Source organism: Streptomyces sp. NPDC003697 (assembly GCF_053587115.1).
In genome coordinates, this window is the sequence record NZ_JBSFNN010000079.1 from 13,687 (window position 1) to 32,374 (window position 18,688).

The window sequence follows — 18,688 nt, forward strand, 5'->3', positions numbered from 1 at the left end:
CTCGGTTCTCGTCGGGGGTAGCGACTACCAGCGGTAGTGCGCGAAGGCCTTGTTGGACTCGGCCATCTTGTGCGTGTCCTCGCGCTTCTTCACAGCGGCACCGAGGCCGTTGGACGCGTCGAGGAGCTCGTTGAGCAGACGCTCGGTCATGGTCTTCTCGCGACGGGCGCGGGAGTAGCCGACGAGCCAGCGCAGCGCCAGGGTGCTGGCACGGCCGGGCTTGACCTCGACCGGGACCTGGTAGGTGGCGCCACCGACACGGCGGGACTTGACCTCGAGGGTCGGCTTGATGTTCTCGAGAGCGCGCTTGAGCGTGATGACCGGGTCGTTGCCGGTCTTCTCGCGCAGGCCCTCCATGGCGCCGTAGACGATGCGCTCGGCGGTGGAGCGCTTGCCGTTCAGCAGCACCTTGTTGATCAGGGAGGTCACCAGAGGAGAGCCGTAGACCGGGTCGATGATGACCGGACGCTTCGGGGCGGGGCCCTTACGAGGCATTTTTACTTCTCCTTCTTGGCGCCGTAACGGCTGCGAGCCTGCTTGCGGTTCTTGACACCCTGGGTGTCGAGCGAGCCGCGGATGATCTTGTAGCGAACACCCGGCAGGTCCTTCACACGGCCGCCGCGCACGAGCACGATGGAGTGCTCCTGCAGGTTGTGTCCCTCACCCGGAATGTAAGCCGTGACCTCGATGCCGCTGGTCAGACGCACACGCGCGACCTTACGGAGGGCCGAGTTCGGCTTCTTCGGGGTGGTCGTGAACACACGCGTGCAGACGCCGCGGCGCTGAGGGGAACCCTCGAGTGCGGGCGTCTTGTTCTTCTCGACCTTGTCCTGCCGGCCCTTGCGGACCAGCTGCTGGATCGTAGGCACTACTTCTCCGGTTTCTGTGTGCCGATGGGTACAGCTAACCTGGAACATCGCCGACCCACGCGGTCGGGTGTGTCGAATCCCGCGGACTCCCGCCGCCAGGCAGAAAGATGCGCAGATTACGGTGGCCGATAGCGGCTCTCCGTGCGGTCGAAGGCACGCACGCGAGCCAGGGCACACCCCAGGCACAAGGTCTGAGCGTACCTATCGCATTGACTCCGGTCAAAACCAAAGCGGGGCACCCGACACGCCGGGTGCCCGGACAGGTCCCACCTGCGGTTGTGTTTGTCCTACGCGGGGGACGATACGCCGGGTCCCACCGCCGCGCACCCCGTGCCCCGGAACCCCCGAACGGACCCCGGCACGCACCCCCCGAGCCGGCCGGCTCCGGGCCGGCACTGCGCGCCCCACGGGCCGCACCGGCCACGGGCCTCCCAGCGGGAGGCGGGCCGTACGGCGCAGTGCCCCACCGCCGACGGCCCCGCCGTCCCACGACACGCCGGCCGCTCGCTCAGTCGCCGCTCTGGGGCCCTGCCCGCCGTCCGGTGAGCCCGACTGCCCGCTCGGCTCCGGTCTGCCCCTCAGGGGCCCCTTCCCGCGTCCGCGCGCCCGGGACCCACGGCACCGCCGGGCCTCCGTTCGCGGGCGGCTCGGCCGGGGACGCCGTGTCGTGGCCCACGAAGTACGTCGGCCGGTTCTGCACGGCCGTGTAGATCCGCGCCACGTACTCGCCGAGCAGGCCGACGCAGATCAGCTGGACCGCCCCGATGAACAGCACTCCGGTGAACAGCGAGGTCCAGCCGGGCACGGTGTGTTCCAGGGCGTGGGCGCAGAGTGTGTACACCATCAGCCCCAGGCAGACGAGGAAGGCGAAGCCGCCCAGCCAGGTGGCCAGGCGCAGCGGCGCCGCGGAGAAGCCGGTGACGCTGTCGACCGCCAGCCGGATCATCCGCCCCAGCGGGTACTTGCTCCGGCCCGCGACGCGCGGGGCGCGCTCGTAGGTGACCTGGCCGCTGGGGAAACCCAGCCAGGGGACGAGCAGGCGGTAGACGCGCTGCTGGTCCGGGAGGGCCTTGAGGGCGTCCACGGCGGCGCGGCTGAGCAGCCGGAAGTCGCCGCCCTGCGCGGGCACCTGCGGGCCCGCGAGCCGGCGCACCAGCCGGTAGTACAGGCTCGCGGTCCACCGCTTGAAGCCGGTGTCGCTGGCCCGGTCGCCGCGGATGCCGTAGACGATGTCGAGGCCCTCACCGCGGGCCAGCTCCAGCATCTCCGGGATCTTCTCGGGCGGGTCCTGCAGGTCCGCGTCGATGCTCGCGACGTACGCGCCGACGGCCCGGTCCAGGCCCGCGGTGAGGGCGGCCTGGTGTCCGGAGTTGCGGCGCAGCCCGATCACGCGCAGTTCCGGCCAGCCGAGCCGGAAGGCGCCGAGCAGCTCGGCCGTGCGGTCGGTGCTGCCGTCGTCGACGGCGACCAGTTCGTAGGGCACCCCCAGGCCGGCGAGGACCGGCCGCAGCCTGGCCACCAGGGCGGGCAGGGCCTCCTCCTCGTTGTACATGGGTATGACGACCGACAGGACGATCGCCTCGCCACCTGCTTCAGCCACCCGCCCCTCCCCCCGTGCCGCGTCTGTGCGACGCTGTTGCGATCTTATGATGGACAGTTTGCGATCGTCCGGGCCGGTGGGGATTCCTGAACCCGGTGATCGGCCCGAGGGGGGACCCCGCAGATGAGCACGGCTTCCACGGACGCGGCGACGGACGCACCGGGGCCCGAGGAGCGCGGAGAGCGCCCCCGCCCGGCCGGCCGTCTCGTCCTGCCGCCCGGCGTACGACCCTACCTGCCCGCACTCGCCCTCTACGGCGTCCTGAAGCTGGCCGGGCTCGCGGTCTTCGCCGGTCTGCTGGAGTACGCCGGGGACTACCACAGGAAGCAGCCCCGCTTCGGCGGCGGCGCCCACTGGTGGGACGTCCTCGGGACCTGGGACGGCTGGTGGTACCTCCAGGTCGCCGAGCACGGGTACCAGCCCCGGCTGGAGCGGCTGGGCGGGGGCGGCCTGTTCACCGTGCAGCAGAACTCGGTCGCGTTCTTCCCGCTCTATCCGGCCCTGATCCGGCTGGTGTCCGAAGCCACCGGACTGGGCCTGTACGGATCCGGGATCCTGGTCTCGGTCCTCGCGTCGTTCGTCGCCGCCGCCGGGATCTACGCGGTCGTCTCCCTGCTCGCGGGGGCCCGGGCGGGCACGATCGCCGCAGGGCTGTGGGCCGTGGCACCCGGCGCGGGCGTCGAGTGGGCGGTGTACTCCGAGTCCGTCTTCGTCGCGATCGCGGCCTGGTGCTGCTACTGCGTGATCCGGCGCCGCTGGCTGTGGGCCGGACTGCTGGCCTTCCTCGCCGGCCTCAACCGGCCCACGTCCGCCGTGCTCATCGGGGCGGTGGGACTGGCCGCCCTGGTGACCGTGGTGCGCCGCGGCAGCCGGCGTGAGAACGGTGTGGCGGGTCCCGTGTGGGCCATGGTCGTCGCGCCGCTGGGGCTGCTCGGGTACGTCGCCTGGGTCGGCCTCAGCATGGGCGAGCCCACCGCGTACTTCACGCTCCAGCGCGAGGGGTGGGCGCACTACTTCGACTTCGGCGCCTACACCCTGGACGTGCTGCTCAACACCGCCGTGGGCCGGCACGACTACCTGTTCGCCTTCGCCGTCCCCGATCTGCTCGCCGTCCTGCTGGTGCTGGCCCTGCCCGTGCTGATCGTCCTGATGCTGCGCAGGCGGCCGCCGCTGGTGCTGGTCGCCTACACGCTGGCGACGGTCGTCACCGTCCTCGGCACCCAGCAGATGTTCGGCAACACCGCCCGCTACCTGCTGCCCGCCTTCCCCCTCCTCCTCGCGCCGGCGGCGGCGATGAGCCGTCTGAGGTGGCCGGCCCTGGCGGTGTTCTTCACCACCGCGGCGATCACCTCGGGCTGGTACGCGCACTACGTGATCTTCGAGCTGGGCATCCCGTAGCCGGGCTGCGGGAACCGCCCTCGCGGACGGCCCTCCGCGAGGGCGGTTCCCGCAGACGGCCCGGGGGACGGCTCCCCCGCGGACGACCCGGGAGCCGGCTCCCCCACCGACGGAACGGCTCTCCGCGGACGCGGCCGACGACGGCTCCCCACCTCGAACACGCCGAAGGGCGGCCACCCCCGTGGGGGTGGCCGCCCTTCGGCTCAGACTGCCCGCTTACTGGTTGTACGGACCGTAGTCGTAGTCCTCCAGCGGAACGGCCTGGCCGGAGCCCGTGCCGAACGGCGAGTAGTCGATGTCGTCGTAGCCCACGGCCGAGTACATCGCGGCCTTGGCCTCCTCGGTCGGCTCGACCCGGATGTTGCGGTAACGGGACAGACCCGTACCGGCCGGGATGAGCTTACCGATGATGACGTTCTCCTTGAGGCCGATCAGGGAGTCGGACTTGGCGTTGATCGCCGCGTCCGTGAGGACCCTGGTCGTCTCCTGGAAGGACGCCGCCGACAGCCACGACTCGGTCGCCAGCGAGGCCTTGGTGATACCCATGAGCTGCGGACGCCCGGAGGCCGGGTGACCGCCCTCCTGGACCACACGACGGTTCTCCTGCTCGAAGCGGGAGCGCTCGACCAGCTCGCCGGGCAGCAGCTCGGCGTCGCCGGACTCGATGATCGTCACACGGCGGAGCATCTGCCGGATGATGATCTCGATGTGCTTGTCGTGGATCGACACACCCTGCGAGTTGTAGACCTTCTGGACCTCGCCGACCAGGTGCACCTGGACGGCACGCTGACCCAGGATGCGCAGCACGTCGTGCGGGTTGGTGGCACCCACGGTGAGCTTCTGGCCCACCTCGACGTGGTCACCCTCGCTGACCAGGAGCCGGGCACGCTTCGAGATCGGGTAGGCCGTCTCGTCGCTGCCGTCGTCCGGCGTGATGATGATCTTCTTGGTCTTCTCGGTCTCCTCGATCCGCACGCGGCCGGAGGCCTCGGAGATCGGGGCGACACCCTTCGGGGTACGGGCCTCGAAGAGCTCGACGACACGCGGCAGACCCTGGGTGATGTCGTCACCGGCCACACCACCGGTGTGGAAGGTACGCATCGTCAGCTGGGTACCGGGCTCACCGATGGACTGGGCGGCGATGATGCCGACCGCCTCACCGATGTCGACCAGCTTGCCGGTGGCCAGCGAGCGGCCGTAGCACATGGCGCAGGTGCCCACGGCGGACTCGCAGGTCAGGACCGAGCGGGTCTTGACCTCCTCGACGCCGTGCTTGACGAGCTCCTCGATGAGGACGTCGCCGAGGTCGGTACCGGCCGGGGCCAGCACCTTGCCGTCGACCACGATGTCCTCGGCGAGGCAGCGCGCGTACACGGACGTCTCGACGTCGTCCGCCTTGCGCAGCACGCCGTCCGCGCCCCGCTCGGCGATGTGCAGACGCAGGCCGCGGTCGGTGCCGCAGTCCTCCTCGCGAATGATGACGTCCTGGGAGACGTCGACCAGACGACGGGTGAGGTAACCCGAGTCGGCGGTACGCAGAGCGGTGTCCGCCAGACCCTTACGGGCACCGTGCGTGGAGATGAAGTACTCCAGCACGGACAGACCCTCACGGAACGAGGCCTTGATGGGCCGCGGGATCGTCTCGTTCTTCGCGTTCGACACCAGACCACGCATACCGGCGATCTGACGCATCTGCATCATGTTGCCTCGTGCACCCGAGTTCACCATCATGAAGATCGGGTTGGTCTTCGGGAAGTTGTCGTTCATCGCCTCGGCGACCTCGTTGGTCGCCTTGGTCCAGATCGCGATGAGCTCCTGGGTCCGCTCGTCCTTCGTGATCAGACCGCGCTCGTACTGCTTCTGGACCTTCTCGTCCTGCGCCTCGTACCCGCGGACGATCTCCTTCTTCGCCTCGGGAACGACGACGTCGGAGATGGCGACGGTGACGCCGGAACGGGTGGCCCAGTAGAAGCCGGCCGCCTTCAGGTTGTCGAGCGTCGCCGCCACGATGACCTTCGGGTAGCGCTCGGCGAGGTCGTTGACGATCTCGGAGAGCTGCTTCTTGCCGACCTCGTAGTCGACGAACGGGTAGTCCTCGGGCAGCAGCTCGTTGAAGAGCGCTCGGCCGAGCGTGGTCTTCAGACGGAAGCTGTCACCCTGCTGCCACGCCCGCTCCCCGACGCCGTCGTCCCCGTCCTCGCCGACGGGCGGAGTCCAGCCGCGCGGCGGGATGGTGCCCACCGGGAAGCGGATGTCGATCGGCGCCTGGAGCGAGAGCTCGCCGGCGTCGAACGCCATGATCGCCTCGGCGACGGACGCGAACCAGCGGCCCTCGCCCTTGACGTCGCGGCCCTCGGCGTCGGTGGTGAGGAAGAACGTCCCGAGGACCATGTCCTGGGTCGGCATCGTCACCGGACGGCCGTCGGCCGGCTTGAGGATGTTGTTCGAGGACAGCATCAGGATGCGGGCCTCGGCCTGCGCCTCCGCGGACAGCGGCAGGTGCACGGCCATCTGGTCACCGTCGAAGTCCGCGTTGAACGCGGTGCAGACGAGCGGGTGGATCTGGATGGCCTTGCCCTCGACCAGCTGCGGCTCGAAGGCCTGGATGCCGAGGCGGTGCAGCGTGGGCGCACGGTTCAGCAGAACCGGGTGCTCCGCGATGACCTCTTCCAGCACGTCGTACACGACCGTGCGGCCGCGCTCGACCATGCGCTTGGCGCTCTTGATGTTCTGCGCGTGGTTCAGGTCGACCAGGCGCTTCATCACGAACGGCTTGAAGAGCTCCAGTGCCATGGCCTTGGGCAGACCGCACTGGTGCAGCTTCAGCTGCGGGCCGACGACGATGACGGAACGCGCCGAGTAGTCGACTCGCTTGCCGAGCAGGTTCTGACGGAAGCGGCCCTGCTTGCCCTTGAGCATGTCGCTGAGGGACTTCAGCGGGCGGTTGCCGGGACCCGTGACCGGGCGGCCGCGGCGACCGTTGTCGAAGAGGGCGTCAACAGCCTCCTGAAGCATGCGCTTCTCGTTGTTGACGATGATCTCCGGGGCACCGAGGTCCAGGAGCCTCTTCAGACGGTTGTTGCGGTTGATCACACGGCGGTACAGGTCGTTCAGGTCGGAGGTCGCGAAGCGGCCACCGTCCAGCTGCACCATCGGACGCAGGTCCGGCGGGATGACCGGCACGCAGTCCAGGACCATGCCCTTGGGGCTGTTGGACGTCTGCAGGAACGCGGAGACGACCTTCAGCCGCTTGAGGGCACGGGTCTTCTTCTGGCCCTTGCCGGTGCGGATGATCTCGCGGAGCTTCTCGGCCTCCTCCTCGAGGTCGAAGGACTCCAGGCGCTTCTGCAGCGCCGCGGCACCCATCGAGCCGTCGAAGTACGTGCCGAAGCGGTCACGCAGCTCGCGGTAGAGCAGCTCGTCGCCCTCGAGGTCCTGGACCTTGAGGTTCTTGAACCGGGTCCACACCTCGTCGAGGCGGTCGATCTCGCGCTGCGCGCGGTCGCGCAGCTGCTTCATCTCACGCTCGGCACCCTCGCGCACCTTGCGGCGCACGTCGGCCTTGGCGCCCTCGGCCTCCAGCTCGGCCAGGTCGGCCTCGAGCTTCTTGGCGCGGGCCTCCAGGTCGGCGTCACGGCGCTGCTCGATCTGCTGGCGCTCGACGGAGACATGGGCCTCCAGCGAGGGCAGGTCGCGGGTGCGGCGCTCCTCGTCGACGTACGTGATCATGTACGCCGCGAAGTAGATGACCTTCTCCAGGTCCTTCGGGGCGAGGTCGAGCAGGTAGCCCAGCCGCGACGGAACGCCCTTGAAGTACCAGATGTGGGTGACGGGAGCGGCCAGCTCGATGTGGCCCATCCGCTCACGACGCACCTTGGCGCGCGTGACCTCGACGCCGCAGCGCTCGCAGATGATGCCCTTGAAGCGGACTCGCTTGTACTTGCCGCAGTAGCACTCCCAGTCCCGGGTCGGACCGAAGATCTTCTCGCAGAAGAGTCCGTCCTTCTCGGGCTTGAGGGTGCGGTAGTTGATGGTCTCGGGCTTCTTGACCTCGCCGTGGCTCCACTGACGGATGTCGTCAGCGGTGGCCAGGCCGATCCGGAGCTCGTCGAAGAAGTTGACGTCGAGCACTATGCGTCAATCCCTCTCAGGGTTGAAAGTCTGTGGTCTGAAACGGGGGCCTGGGGGTCGGCGGGCCCTGGGGTCAGGGCCCGCCGGACTCCCGTCAGACCTCTTCGACGCTGCTCGGCTCGCGCCGGGACAGGTCGATGCCGAGCTCCTCCGCAGCGCGGAAGACGTCCTCGTCGGTGTCGCGCATCTCGATGGACATACCGTCGCTGGACAGCACCTCCACGTTCAGGCAGAGGGACTGCATCTCCTTGATGAGCACCTTGAAGGACTCGGGGATGCCGGGCTCGGGGATGTTCTCGCCCTTGACGATGGCCTCGTAGACCTTCACGCGGCCGGTGACGTCGTCGGACTTGATGGTCAGCAGCTCCTGGAGGGCGTAGGCGGCGCCGTAGGCCTCCAGGGCCCACACCTCCATCTCGCCGAACCGCTGGCCACCGAACTGGGCCTTACCACCCAGCGGCTGCTGGGTGATCATCGAGTACGGACCGGTCGAGCGGGCGTGCAGCTTGTCGTCGACCAGGTGGTGCAGCTTCAGGATGTACATGTAGCCGACCGAGATCGGCTCCGGGAACGGCTCACCCGAGCGGCCGTCGAACAGCCGGGCCTTGCCGGAGGGCAGGACCATGCGCTCGCCGTCGCGGTTCGGGATCGTGTGCTCCAGCAGACCGGTCAGCTCGTCCTCACGGGCACCGTCGAAGACCGGGGTCGCCACGTTGGTACGCGGGTCGACCTGGTCGGCGCCGATGACCTGGAGGCGCTGGGCCCACTCCTCGGCCAGGCCGGAGACGTCCCAGCCCTGGCTGGCGAGCCAGCCGAGGTGGATCTCCAGAACCTGTCCCGGGTTCATCCGGGACGGCACACCCAGCGGGTTGAGGATGATGTCGACCGGGGTGCCGTCCTCCAGGAACGGCATGTCCTCGATCGGCAGGATCTTCGAGATGACACCCTTGTTGCCGTGGCGGCCGGCGAGCTTGTCACCGTCGGTGATCTTGCGCTTCTGCGCCACGTAGACGCGCACCAGCTGGTTCACGCCCGGCGGCAGCTCGTCGCCCTCCTCGCGGTCGAAGACGCGCACGCCGATGACCTTGCCGGTCTCGCCGTGCGGCACCTTCAGCGAGGTGTCACGGACCTCACGGGCCTTCTCACCGAAGATCGCGCGCAGCAGGCGCTCCTCCGGGGTCAGCTCCGTCTCGCCCTTCGGGGTCACCTTGCCGACGAGGATGTCGCCGGCGATGACCTCGGCACCGATGCGGATGATGCCGCGCTCGTCGAGGTCGGCGAGGACCTCCTCGGAGACGTTCGGGATGTCCCGGGTGATCTCCTCGGGGCCGAGCTTGGTGTCACGGGCGTCGACCTCGTGCTCCTCGATGTGGATCGAGGAGAGGACGTCGTCCTGCACGAGGCGCTGCGACAGGATGATCGCGTCCTCGTAGTTGTGACCCTCCCACGGCATGAACGCCACGAGCAGGTTCTTGCCGAGCGCCATCTCGCCGTTCTGGGTGGCCGGACCGTCGGCGAGCACCTGGCCCGTGACGACGTGGTCGCCCTCGTTGACGATGACCTTCTGGTTGACCGAGGTGCCCTGGTTGGACCGGGAGAACTTGGCCAGGCGGTACGTGATGTACGTGCCGTCGTCGTTGGCGGTGGTGATGTAGTCCGCGGAGACCTCCTGGACCACACCGTCCTTCTCGGCCTTGACCACGTCACCGGCGTCGACGGCGGAGCGGTACTCCATGCCGGTGCCGACGAGCGGGGCCTCGGACTTGATCAGCGGCACGGCCTGGCGCATCATGTTCGCGCCCATGAGGGCACGGTTGGCGTCGTCGTGCTCGAGGAACGGGATCATGGCGGTCGCGACCGACACCATCTGGCGCGGCGAGACGTCCATGTAGTCGACGTCCTCGGGGCTGACGTAGTCGACCTCGCCGCCACGGCGGCGGACCAGCACGCGCGCCTCGGCGAACCGCAGTTCGTCGTTGAGCGTGGCGTTGGCCTGCGCGATGACGAAGCGGTCCTCCTCGTCGGCGGTCAGGTAGTCGACCTCGTCGGTGACCTGGCCCTCCACGACCTTGCGGTACGGCGTCTCCACGAAACCGAACGCGTTGACCCGTCCGTAGGAGGCGAGCGAACCGATCAGACCGATGTTCGGGCCTTCCGGCGTCTCGATCGGGCACATGCGGCCGTAGTGCGACGGGTGGACGTCACGGACCTCGAAGCCGGCCCGCTCACGGGACAGACCACCCGGGCCCAGCGCGGACAGACGCCGCTTGTGCGTCAGCCCGGAGAGCGGGTTGTTCTGGTCCATGAACTGGGACAGCTGGCTGGTGCCGAAGAACTCCTTGATGGAGGCGACGACCGGCCGGATGTTGATCAGGGTCTGCGGCGTGATCGCCTCGACGTCCTGCGTGGTCATGCGCTCGCGGACAACGCGCTCCATACGGGCCAGACCCGTGCGGACCTGGTTCTGGATGAGCTCGCCGACGCTGCGCAGGCGGCGGTTGCCGAAGTGGTCGATGTCGTCGGTCTCGACGACGACCGGCTCGCCGTTGCCACCGGACGTCTCGGTCTCGCCGGCGTGCAGCTTCACCAGGTACTTGATCGTCGCGATGATGTCCTCGACGGTCAGGACGCCCGCGTCCAGCGGGGTGTCCGTACCCAGCTTCTTGTTGACCTTGTAGCGGCCGACCTTGGCCAGGTCGTAGCGCTTGGGGTTGAAGTAGAGGTTCTCAAGGAGCGTCTGCGCGGCCTCACGCGTGGGGGGCTCGCCCGGACGCAGCTTGCGGTAGATGTCGAGCAGCGCGTCGTCCTGGCCCTGGGTGTGGTCCTTCTCCAGGGTGGCGCGCATCGACTCGTACTCGCCGAACTCCTCGAGGATCTGCTCGGTGGTCCAGCCGAGCGCCTTCAGGAGGACGGTGACGGACTGCTTGCGCTTGCGGTCGATGCGGACACCGACCATGTCGCGCTTGTCGATCTCCATCTCCAGCCAGGCACCCCGGGACGGGATGATCTTGGCCGAGAAGATGTCCTTGTCGGACGTCTTGTCGATGCTGGAGTCGAAGTACACACCCGGCGACCGGACCAGCTGCGACACCACGACACGCTCGGTGCCGTTGATGACGAAGGTGCCCTTGTTCGTCATGAGCGGGAAGTCGCCCATGAAGACGGTCTGGGACTTGATCTCGCCGGTCTCGTTGTTGGTGAACTCGGCCGTGACGAAGAGCGGGGCGGCGTACGTGAAGTCGCGCTCCTTGCACTCGTCGATGGAGTTCTTCGGGGGCTCGAAGCGGTGGTCGCGGAAGGTCAGCGACATCGACCCGGAGAAGTCCTCGATCGGAGAGATCTCCTCGAAGATCTCCTCGAGGCCGGACTTGGTGGGAACGTCCTGACCGTTCTCGAGAGCGTCCTCGACGCGAGCCTTCCACGCGTCGTTGCCGAGCAGCCAGTCGAAGCTCTCGGTTTGCAGCGCGAGAAGGTTCGGAACCTCGAGGGGCTCCTTGATCTTTGCAAAGGAAATGCGCAGCGGGGCGGTGCTGGCGCCGTTGTTCGTATTCGCGGTCGAGGCAGTGCGCGAGGCGGCCAAGAGGGGGTCCTTCCGAGGGCTCGGACTCACTACGCGCGTACCGTTCCCCCACCGTCGCACTGCGACAGACTGCGTGTGACCTGGCCAGATGCCAGACCAGTGCTGATCCGGTCGTCGGTGCTGAAGTGAGGGCATGCCCCTGGTGACGGGCAGGGGACAGCTAACAGGCAGCGCAAAGGGTCAGTGTAGCCAGTTGGCACACTGATGTCCAGTGCGGGTTCTTGGAGACCCCTGTTGTTGTCAACGCCTGCGGCATGCCTGCCCTCAACGCACGGAAATACTGCCCTCTTCGTCGCCGATCCATGCCTCGGATTCGGATCCTCGTGACGACGCGTCCTGAGAATTGCGCGCTGCGTGCGGTTCGTCAAGGCCTCCTGGCCCAAACCGGCTGCTGCGCTCGTCACTTGCGGCCTGCCACCGGAGGCGTCGAGGCACGACGATGATCACCCTACCCGCCGTCGCCGCCGACGCAAGGCAGCCACCGCCGACCCCCTGAAACGCCGAAGAGCGACCACCCGGATGGATGATCGCTCTTCGGTGCGTTCGCGTTACAGCCCTGGGGGGCTGCTCTCAGCGCGAGGTCGAGGCCGGAGAGACTCCGCCCTCTGGAGCAAGGTCTTACTTGACCTCGACGGAGGCGCCGGCGCCCTCGAGGGACTCCTTGGCCTTGTCCGCGGCCTCCTTGTTGACCTTCTCGAGAACCGGCTTCGGCGCACCGTCGACCAGGTCCTTGGCCTCCTTCAGGCCCAGGGAGGTCAGCTCACGCACGACCTTGATGACCTGGATCTTCTTGTCGCCGGCACCGGTGAGGACGACGTCGAACTCGTCCTTCTCCTCGGGGGCCTCGGCGGCGGCGCCACCGGCGGCACCGGCGACGACGACCGGGGCGGCCGCGGCGGCGGTGACGTCGAACTTCTCCTCGAAGGCCTTCACGAACTCGGAGAGCTCGATGAGGGTCATCTCCTCGAACTGGGCAAGCAGCTCGTCCTGGGTGAGCTTCGCCATGATGGCGGTCCTTCCACTCAATCGGCAGGTGCCGGATGTACTGGGTGAGGCGGGCGTACGTCGGCCCGCTGCGACCCTTGCCGCGTCAGACGGCGAGGGTCAGAAAGCGAGCCGAGTTACTCGGCACCGCCCTGCTCTTCGTGCTTGGCGCGCAGCGCGTCCACGGTGCGGACGAGCTTCGACGGCAGCGCCTGGAAGACGGAGGCAGCCTGGGACTGCTTCGCCTTGAAGGCACCGGCCAGCTTGGAGAGCAGAACCTCGCGGGACTCGAGGTCCGCAAGCTTCTTGATCTCGTCGGCGGACAGCACCTTGCCGTCAAGGACACCGCCCTTGATGACGAGATTCGGGTTGTCCTTGGCGAAGTCACGGAGACCCTTCGCCGACTCCACCGGGTCACCGGTGACGAAGGCGACAGCCGTCGGACCGTGGAACAGGTCGTCCAGCGTCGTGATCCCGGCCTCGTTGGCCGCAATCTTGGTCAGCGTGTTCTTCACCACGGAGTAGTGGGCGTTCTCACCGAGCGACCGGCGCAGCGTCTTGAGCTGCGCCACGGTGAGACCGCGGTACTCGGTCAGCACGGCGGCGCTGGAGTTGCGGAACTGCTCCGTCAACTCGGCCACCGCGGCAGCCTTGTCGGGCCTCGCCATAGAGCCTCGGCCTCCTTCCGGGTGATTCTGACCGCGCGGACCCGAAGGAGGACTGGGGAAAACGAAACGCCCCGGCGCAGGCGCTCGGGGCGGACTCGACCGGCCACACACGCAGCGTGGCGCGTGCATTCCGGGAGTACTTCCACAGTCACCTGCGCGGGTCGTCCGCAGTTCAGCGGATCCTTCGGCCACCGCGCCTCCTTCGAGGGCACGGCAACGACCAGCGGTCTTTGGCTTCGGTAGGAGAGTACGCGAACGGGGCGCGGGCAGGCAAATCCCGTCCGGCCGGGGTCCTTCGCGCCCTTGGCCGGGTCCCGGCCACGCGTCGATGCCGGACGAGCGGCAGCGCGCGGCGACCGGCCGGCCCGGGAGGCCGCCGGCTCACTTGGAGGGCGGCAGGCCGGCCCCGCCCCGCTGTTTCAGCAGGTCCCGGAAGTCCTCGGTGTCGTCCGCCGGCGATGCGGGGACGGAGACCCCCACGCCGTAGTCGGTGTAGTGGGCCGTCCGAGTCGTCTGCCCCATGGCCGTCCGCGCCGTGGAGGGCCTGACCAGCAGGTCGCGGTCGTTGATCAGTCGACGGTCTCGGTGGTCACGCCGGCCTGGGTGACCGTGCCTTCAGCCGGCGGCCCGGCCCGTGGAGCGGTCGGCGGAGCGCAGGGCCGCCAGGGCGGCGGGGCTGACGCGCGGGACGTGCCGGCCGGCCCTGCCGTCGTGCGCGCCGGGCTCGGCGGAGTCGCACGCGGCCGTGCCCGTCAGCGCGGCGACCATCGCGATCGGCGCCGTCACGCGGCGCACGGTCGTCCTCGTCATCGGATCCCCCTGTGCGACGGCCGTGCTGCGCATGCCGGCGCAGCGCACCGGCGGCGGGTGGGGAAGTCCTGCGGAAAGGGGACGGGCCCCGCACCTGGAGCAGGTGCGGGGCCCGTCGCCGACTGGGCGAGCCGTCAGGCTCAGACCGCGGCCGGGTCCTCCTCGACGAGGAGGTTGCGGGTGCGGTTCGGGTCGATCGGAACGCCGGGGCCCATCGTGGTGCTGATGGCGGCCTTCTTGATGTAGCGGCCCTTGGCGGCGGACGGCTTCAGACGGAGGATCTCCTCCAGCGCGGCGCCGTAGTTCTCCACCAGCTTGTCGTCGTCGAACGACGTCTTGCCGATGATGAAGTGCAGGTTCGAGTGCTTGTCGACGCGGAACTCGATCTTGCCGCCCTTGATCTCGGTGACGGCCTTGACGACATCGGGGGTGACGGTGCCGGTCTTCGGGTTCGGCATCAGACCACGCGGGCCGAGGACTCGGCCGAGGCGGCCGACCTTGCCCATGAGGTCCGGGGTGGCGACGACGGCGTCGAAGTCCAGACGGCCCTTCGACACCTCGTCGATCAGCTCGTCGGCGCCGACGATGTCGGCGCCCGCGGCACGAGCGGCCTCGGCACGGTCGCCGGTCGCGAAGACCAGGACCCGGGCGGTCTTGCCGGTGCCGTGCGGGAGGTTCACGGTGCCACGGACCATCTGGTCGGCCTTGCGCGGGTCGACACCCAGACGGAAGGCGACCTCGACGGTGCCGTCGAACTTGGTCGTGGAGGTCTCCTTGGCGAGACGGACGGCCTCGAGCGGGGCGTACAGCTTCTCCCGGTCGACCTTGGCGTCCGCAGCGCGGAGAGCCTTGCTGCGCTTGCTCACAACTGCTCCTGTGTGTTCTGAAAGGAGGCGTGGTACGGGCCGAGCAGGCCCTTCCACGGGCGGCAGCGGTGACTGCCGCGATGTTCTACGAGGGTGGCGTTCAGCCCTCGACCGTGACACCCATGGACCGGGCGGTGCCGGCGATGATCTTCGCGGCGGCGTCCAGGTCGTTGGCGTTGAGGTCGTCCAGCTTGGTCTGGGCGATCTCGCGGACCTGGGCCTCGGTGATCCTGGCGACCTTGGTCTTGTGCGGCTCGCCGGAGCCCTTCTCGATACCGGCGGCCTTCAGGATCATCTTCGCGGCCGGCGGCGTCTTGGTGATGAAGGTGAAGGAACGGTCCTCGTAGACCGTGATCTCCACCGGGATGACCCAGCCGCGCTGCGACTCGGTCGCGGCGTTGTAGGCCTTGCAGAACTCCATGATGTTGACGCCGTGCTGACCCAGCGCCGGGCCGACCGGCGGAGCCGGGTTGGCGGCGCCGGCCTGGATCTGGAGCTTGATGAGCCCCGTGACCTTCTTCTTCTTGGGAGGCATGTGCTCTCTCCGGGTCCTAGTGAGAGTGTTTCGCCCCCATCCACCTGCCAGACCGTCCGCAATCGAACGGAACATCCGGATGGAGGCATACCGCACAACGATAACGGGTATCCATGCGCGGCCAAAAACCGAGCAGGTCAGACCGGCTTTGGCAACCGGACTGACCTGCTCGGAAGTGGTCGGTGGGGAAGAACCTCAGTTCTTCTGGATCTGGTCGAAGGAGAGCTCGACCGGCGTCTCGCGGCCGAAGATCTCCACCAGGCCCTTGACCTTCTTCGAGTCGGGGTTGATCTCGTTGATGGTCGCCTGCAGCGTGGCGAACGGACCGTCGGTGACGGTGACCGAGTCGCCGACCTCGAAGTCCAGCACCTGGACCTCGACCTTGCGCTGCGGAGCCGGCTTGCCCTCGGCCTCGGCGGCCTCGCGGGCGGCCTTCTCCTCCGCCTCCGGGGCGAGCATCTTGACGATCTCGTCGAGGGACAGCGGGTAGGGGTCGTAGGCGTTGCCGACGAAGCCCGTCACGCCGGGCGTGTTGCGGACGACGCCCCAGGACTCGTTCGTCAGGTCCATGCGGACGAGGACGTAACCAGGCAGCTTGTTCTGCCGGACGGTCTTGCGCTCGCCGTTCTTGATCTGGACGATCTCTTCCTCGGGCACCTCGGCCTGGTAGATGAAGTCCTCGACGTTCAGCGAGACGGCGCGCTGCTCCAGGTTGGCCTTCACGCGCTTCTCGTAGCCGGCGTAGGTGTGGATGACGTACCACTCGCCGGGCAGGGTGCGCAGTTCCTCGCGGAGCTTGGTGACCGGGTCCACCTCGGCCTCCGGCTCGCTCTCGGCGCCCTCGGCCTCCGGCTCGCTCTCGGCGCCCTCGGCCTCCGGCTCGCTCTCGGCGCCCTCGCCCTCGCCGGCCTCGTCCTCGACGTGGACGGCGGCCTGCTCGGCCGGCTCGCCCGCGGCGGCTTCGACAGCCTCGGCCTCGTCGACCTCGTCCGCGCCCTCGACGATGTCGAGCTCGTCATCCGCGGACTCGTTCGGCTCGATGGCGTCGTTCAGGTTCGGGTCAGACACGGTGGCTGCTTCTTCCTGGATACATAGGGGTGGAACATGCGAAAAGGGGCGCCGGGATCCACGGCGCCCTTCGCTCTTGGCTCAGCCGAAGACGTACTTGGCCGCGTGGTCGAGCCCATAGTCAATCACGGTCACCAGAGCGATCATGATGACAACGAAGAAGATCACCACGGTGGTGTACGACGTCATCTGGTGGCGCGTCGGCCAGACGACCTTGCGGAGTTCCGCGATGATCTGACGGTAGAAGAGGGCAAGACGCTTCAGCGGGCCCTTCTTGGCGCGCTTCCCGCCCTTGCGGCCCTTTTTCTTGGACTCCGACACCTCGTCCTGGGCATCAGGCGTGTCGATGGAGCCCACGGCGTCCGTCATTCGTCCTCACCTGGTCCCGGGTCGTGGCCGTGCCGCGCCCGGTCGGAGCCGCACGGCGGTGCATTGCTGTACGTACACGCGCACACATCCTGGCGAAAGTGTGTGTAGCAGGGCCGGAGGGACTTGAACCCCCAACCGCTGGTTTTGGAGACCAGTGCTCTACCAATTGAGCTACGACCCTTTGTGTGTCCCCCAACGTACCGCATCCGCCCGGGTGCTCGGCGTGCACCGGTTGCGGCGGCGGCTGCTGAAGGCCAACGAGGTGTGAGTGTACGTGGTCCGGCGCCGGTCGTCGAACAGAAAGCGCCCGTCCGGGCCGCCGGGGCCGAAGATCGCCCTGACGGGAGCCCGGATCCGGACGGGTGTTCCACGTTCCGTCCCCTTGCCGCCCCTTCCTGCTCAATCCGTGAAACCCGTGTCCCCCGTGCGTTTCGCGTCTGGGACGATGGACGGTATGAGCGCTGCAACCCCTCCCACCGAGCGCCGGGTCTCCGCCCGAGTCGGCGCGATCTCCGAGTCCGCCACTCTCGCCGTGGATGCCAAGGCCAAGGCCCTCAAGGCCGCCGGGCGCCCGGTGATCGGCTTCGGCGCCGGTGAGCCCGACTTCCCGACCCCGGACTACATCGTCGAGGCCGCGGTCGAGGCCTGCAGGAACCCCAAGTACCACCGCTACACGCCGGCCGGCGGCCTGCCCGAGCTGAAGTCCGCGATCGCCGCCAAGACGCTGCGCGACTCCGGCTGGGAGCCCGAGGCCGCACAGATCCTGGTCACCAACGGTGGCAAGCAGGCCATCTACGAGGCCTTCGCCGCGATCCTCGACCCCGGTGACGAGGTCATCGTGCCGGCGCCGTACTGGACGACCTACCCGGAGTCGATCCGCCTGGCCGGCGGCGTGCCGGTGGAGGTCGTCGCCGACGAGACCACCGGCTACCGCGTCAGCGTGGAGCAGCTGGAGGCCGCCCGCACCGAGAAGACGAAGGTGGTGCTCTTCGTCTCGCCGTCCAACCCGACCGGCGCGGTCTACTCCCAGGCCGAGACCGAGGCCATCGGCCGCTGGGCCGTGGAGCACGGCCTGTGGGTGCTCACCGACGAGATCTACGAGCACCTGGTCTACGGCGACGCCGCCTCGGTGTCCCTGCCGACCCTGCTGCCGGAGCTGCGCGACAAGTGCATCGTGGTCAACGGCGTCGCCAAGACGTACGCCATGACCGGCTGGCGCGTGGGCTGGGTCATCGGCCCGAAGGACGTGGTGAAGGCCGCGACGAACCTGCAGTCCCACGCCACGTCGAACGTGTCGAACGTCGCCCAGGTGGCCGCCCTGGCCGCGGTCTCCGGCGACCTGGAGGCGGTCGCCACGATGCGCGAGGCCTTCGACCGGCGCCGCAGGACCATCGTGCGGATGCTCAACGAGATCGACGGCGTGGTCTGCCCGGAGCCGGAGGGCGCCTTCTACGCCTACCCGTCGGTGAAGGCGCTGATCGGCAAGGAGATCCGCGGCACGCGGCCGCAGAACTCCGTGGAGCTGGCCGCGCTGATCCTGGAGGAGGCCGAGGTCGCGGTCGTCCCCGGTGAGGCGTTCGGCACCCCCGGCTACCTGCGGCTGTCCTACGCCCTCGGTGACGAGGACCTGGTCGAGGGCGTGAGCCGGATCCAGAAGCTGCTGGCCGAGGCCCGGGACTGAGGTTCCCCGGGCTCGCACACAGGAACGGGCCGCCTCCCTGCGGGGTCTCGGCCGATCTCCTGCCCGGCTGGTACGACGAGTGGGCGTTGCTGGAGTCGGAGCACTGGCGCCAGCTGCGCCTCCACGCCC

General features: G+C 68.5%; 15 protein-coding genes and 1 tRNA gene. 2 read left to right on the forward strand and 14 right to left on the reverse strand.

What is annotated here, in order from left to right:
* Nucleotides 1-24: 24 nt before the first annotated feature.
* The 3 genes from rpsG to ACWDNY_RS25235 form a co-directional block, all read right to left on the reverse strand.
* Nucleotides 25-495 (reverse strand): 30S ribosomal protein S7, encoded by a 471-nt coding sequence (rpsG, locus tag ACWDNY_RS25225; protein WP_030345396.1) that lies wholly within the window; start codon nucleotides 493-495, stop codon nucleotides 25-27.
* Nucleotides 496-497: 2 nt separating this feature from the next.
* Nucleotides 498-869, reverse strand: coding sequence for a 30S ribosomal protein S12 (rpsL, locus tag ACWDNY_RS25230; protein WP_003948652.1), 372 nt, complete (start codon nucleotides 867-869; stop codon nucleotides 498-500).
* Nucleotides 870-1,377: 508 nt separating this feature from the next.
* Entirely contained in the window at nucleotides 1,378-2,469 is a 1,092-nt protein-coding gene (locus ACWDNY_RS25235) for a glycosyltransferase family 2 protein (RefSeq protein WP_451648071.1), read from the reverse strand.
* 123 nt (nucleotides 2,470-2,592) lie between these two features.
* Between ACWDNY_RS25235 and ACWDNY_RS25240 the strand changes: the two genes are divergently transcribed.
* Nucleotides 2,593-3,867, forward strand: coding sequence for a glycosyltransferase family 39 protein (locus ACWDNY_RS25240; RefSeq protein ID WP_451648072.1), 1,275 nt, complete (start codon nucleotides 2,593-2,595; stop codon nucleotides 3,865-3,867).
* Between the two features lie 216 nt (nucleotides 3,868-4,083).
* Here the strand turns inward: ACWDNY_RS25240 and ACWDNY_RS25245 are convergent, their stop codons facing one another.
* The 11 genes from ACWDNY_RS25245 to ACWDNY_RS25295 all read right to left on the reverse strand — a co-directional run bounded on the left by ACWDNY_RS25245 (nucleotide 4,084) and on the right by ACWDNY_RS25295 (nucleotide 17,059).
* A complete protein-coding gene (locus ACWDNY_RS25245; RefSeq protein WP_451648073.1) occupies nucleotides 4,084-7,998 on the reverse strand; it encodes a DNA-directed RNA polymerase subunit beta' in 3,915 nt (1,304 codons plus the stop codon).
* Nucleotides 7,999-8,092: 94 nt separating this feature from the next.
* Nucleotides 8,093-11,578 (reverse strand): DNA-directed RNA polymerase subunit beta, encoded by a 3,486-nt coding sequence (gene rpoB / locus ACWDNY_RS25250; protein ID WP_451648074.1) that lies wholly within the window; start codon nucleotides 11,576-11,578, stop codon nucleotides 8,093-8,095.
* 618 nt (nucleotides 11,579-12,196) lie between these two features.
* Entirely contained in the window at nucleotides 12,197-12,583 is a 387-nt protein-coding gene (gene rplL, locus ACWDNY_RS25255) for a 50S ribosomal protein L7/L12 (RefSeq protein ID WP_451648075.1), read from the reverse strand.
* A 116-nt stretch (nucleotides 12,584-12,699) separates the two neighbouring features.
* On the reverse strand, nucleotides 12,700-13,230 hold the full coding sequence (rplJ, locus tag ACWDNY_RS25260; RefSeq protein WP_451648076.1) for a 50S ribosomal protein L10: 531 nt from the start codon (nucleotides 13,228-13,230) through the stop codon (nucleotides 12,700-12,702).
* Nucleotides 13,231-13,611: 381 nt separating this feature from the next.
* A complete protein-coding gene (locus ACWDNY_RS25265; protein ID WP_451648077.1) occupies nucleotides 13,612-13,752 on the reverse strand; it encodes a hypothetical protein in 141 nt (46 codons plus the stop codon).
* A 93-nt stretch (nucleotides 13,753-13,845) separates the two neighbouring features.
* Nucleotides 13,846-14,040, reverse strand: coding sequence for a hypothetical protein (locus tag ACWDNY_RS25270; protein WP_451648078.1), 195 nt, complete (start codon nucleotides 14,038-14,040; stop codon nucleotides 13,846-13,848).
* A 140-nt stretch (nucleotides 14,041-14,180) separates the two neighbouring features.
* On the reverse strand, nucleotides 14,181-14,906 hold the full coding sequence (gene rplA, locus ACWDNY_RS25275; protein WP_451648079.1) for a 50S ribosomal protein L1: 726 nt from the start codon (nucleotides 14,904-14,906) through the stop codon (nucleotides 14,181-14,183).
* Between the two features lie 100 nt (nucleotides 14,907-15,006).
* Nucleotides 15,007-15,441, reverse strand: coding sequence for a 50S ribosomal protein L11 (gene rplK, locus ACWDNY_RS25280; protein WP_451648080.1), 435 nt, complete (start codon nucleotides 15,439-15,441; stop codon nucleotides 15,007-15,009).
* Nucleotides 15,442-15,636: 195 nt separating this feature from the next.
* Nucleotides 15,637-16,509: a transcription termination/antitermination protein NusG gene (gene nusG / locus ACWDNY_RS25285; RefSeq protein WP_451648081.1), complete on the reverse strand. Its 873-nt coding sequence runs from the start codon at nucleotides 16,507-16,509 to the stop codon at nucleotides 15,637-15,639.
* An 81-nt stretch (nucleotides 16,510-16,590) separates the two neighbouring features.
* Complete coding sequence (gene secE / locus ACWDNY_RS25290; RefSeq protein WP_451648082.1) at nucleotides 16,591-16,878, reverse strand: preprotein translocase subunit SecE; 288 nt, start codon at nucleotides 16,876-16,878, stop codon at nucleotides 16,591-16,593.
* A 108-nt stretch (nucleotides 16,879-16,986) separates the two neighbouring features.
* Nucleotides 16,987-17,059, reverse strand: a tRNA-Trp gene (locus ACWDNY_RS25295).
* Nucleotides 17,060-17,332: 273 nt separating this feature from the next.
* Between ACWDNY_RS25295 and ACWDNY_RS25300 the strand changes: the two genes are divergently transcribed.
* Nucleotides 17,333-18,559, forward strand: a complete 1,227-nt coding sequence (locus ACWDNY_RS25300; RefSeq protein WP_451648083.1) for a pyridoxal phosphate-dependent aminotransferase — start codon at nucleotides 17,333-17,335, stop codon at nucleotides 18,557-18,559.
* Nucleotides 18,560-18,688: the final 129 nt, after the last annotated feature.

Bases quoted from the DNA above. Each gene is read 5' to 3' on its own strand.
- rplJ (WP_451648076.1), bottom strand. From the start codon at position 13,230: ATGGCGAGGCCCGACAAGGCTGCCGCGGTGGCCGAGTTGACGGAGCAG.
- rpsG (WP_030345396.1), bottom strand. From the start codon at position 495: ATGCCTCGTAAGGGCCCCGCCCCGAAGCGTCCGGTCATCATCGACCCG.
- ACWDNY_RS25270 (WP_451648078.1), bottom strand. From the start codon at position 14,040: ATGACGAGGACGACCGTGCGCCGCGTGACGGCGCCGATCGCGATGGTC.
- ACWDNY_RS25265 (WP_451648077.1), bottom strand. From the start codon at position 13,752: ATGGGGCAGACGACTCGGACGGCCCACTACACCGACTACGGCGTGGGG.
- rplK (WP_451648080.1), bottom strand. From the start codon at position 15,441: ATGCCTCCCAAGAAGAAGAAGGTCACGGGGCTCATCAAGCTCCAGATC.
- ACWDNY_RS25240 (WP_451648072.1), top strand. From the start codon at position 2,593: ATGAGCACGGCTTCCACGGACGCGGCGACGGACGCACCGGGGCCCGAG.
- ACWDNY_RS25300 (WP_451648083.1), top strand. From the start codon at position 17,333: ATGAGCGCTGCAACCCCTCCCACCGAGCGCCGGGTCTCCGCCCGAGTC.
- secE (WP_451648082.1), bottom strand. From the start codon at position 16,878: ATGACGGACGCCGTGGGCTCCATCGACACGCCTGATGCCCAGGACGAG.
- rplL (WP_451648075.1), bottom strand. From the start codon at position 12,583: ATGGCGAAGCTCACCCAGGACGAGCTGCTTGCCCAGTTCGAGGAGATG.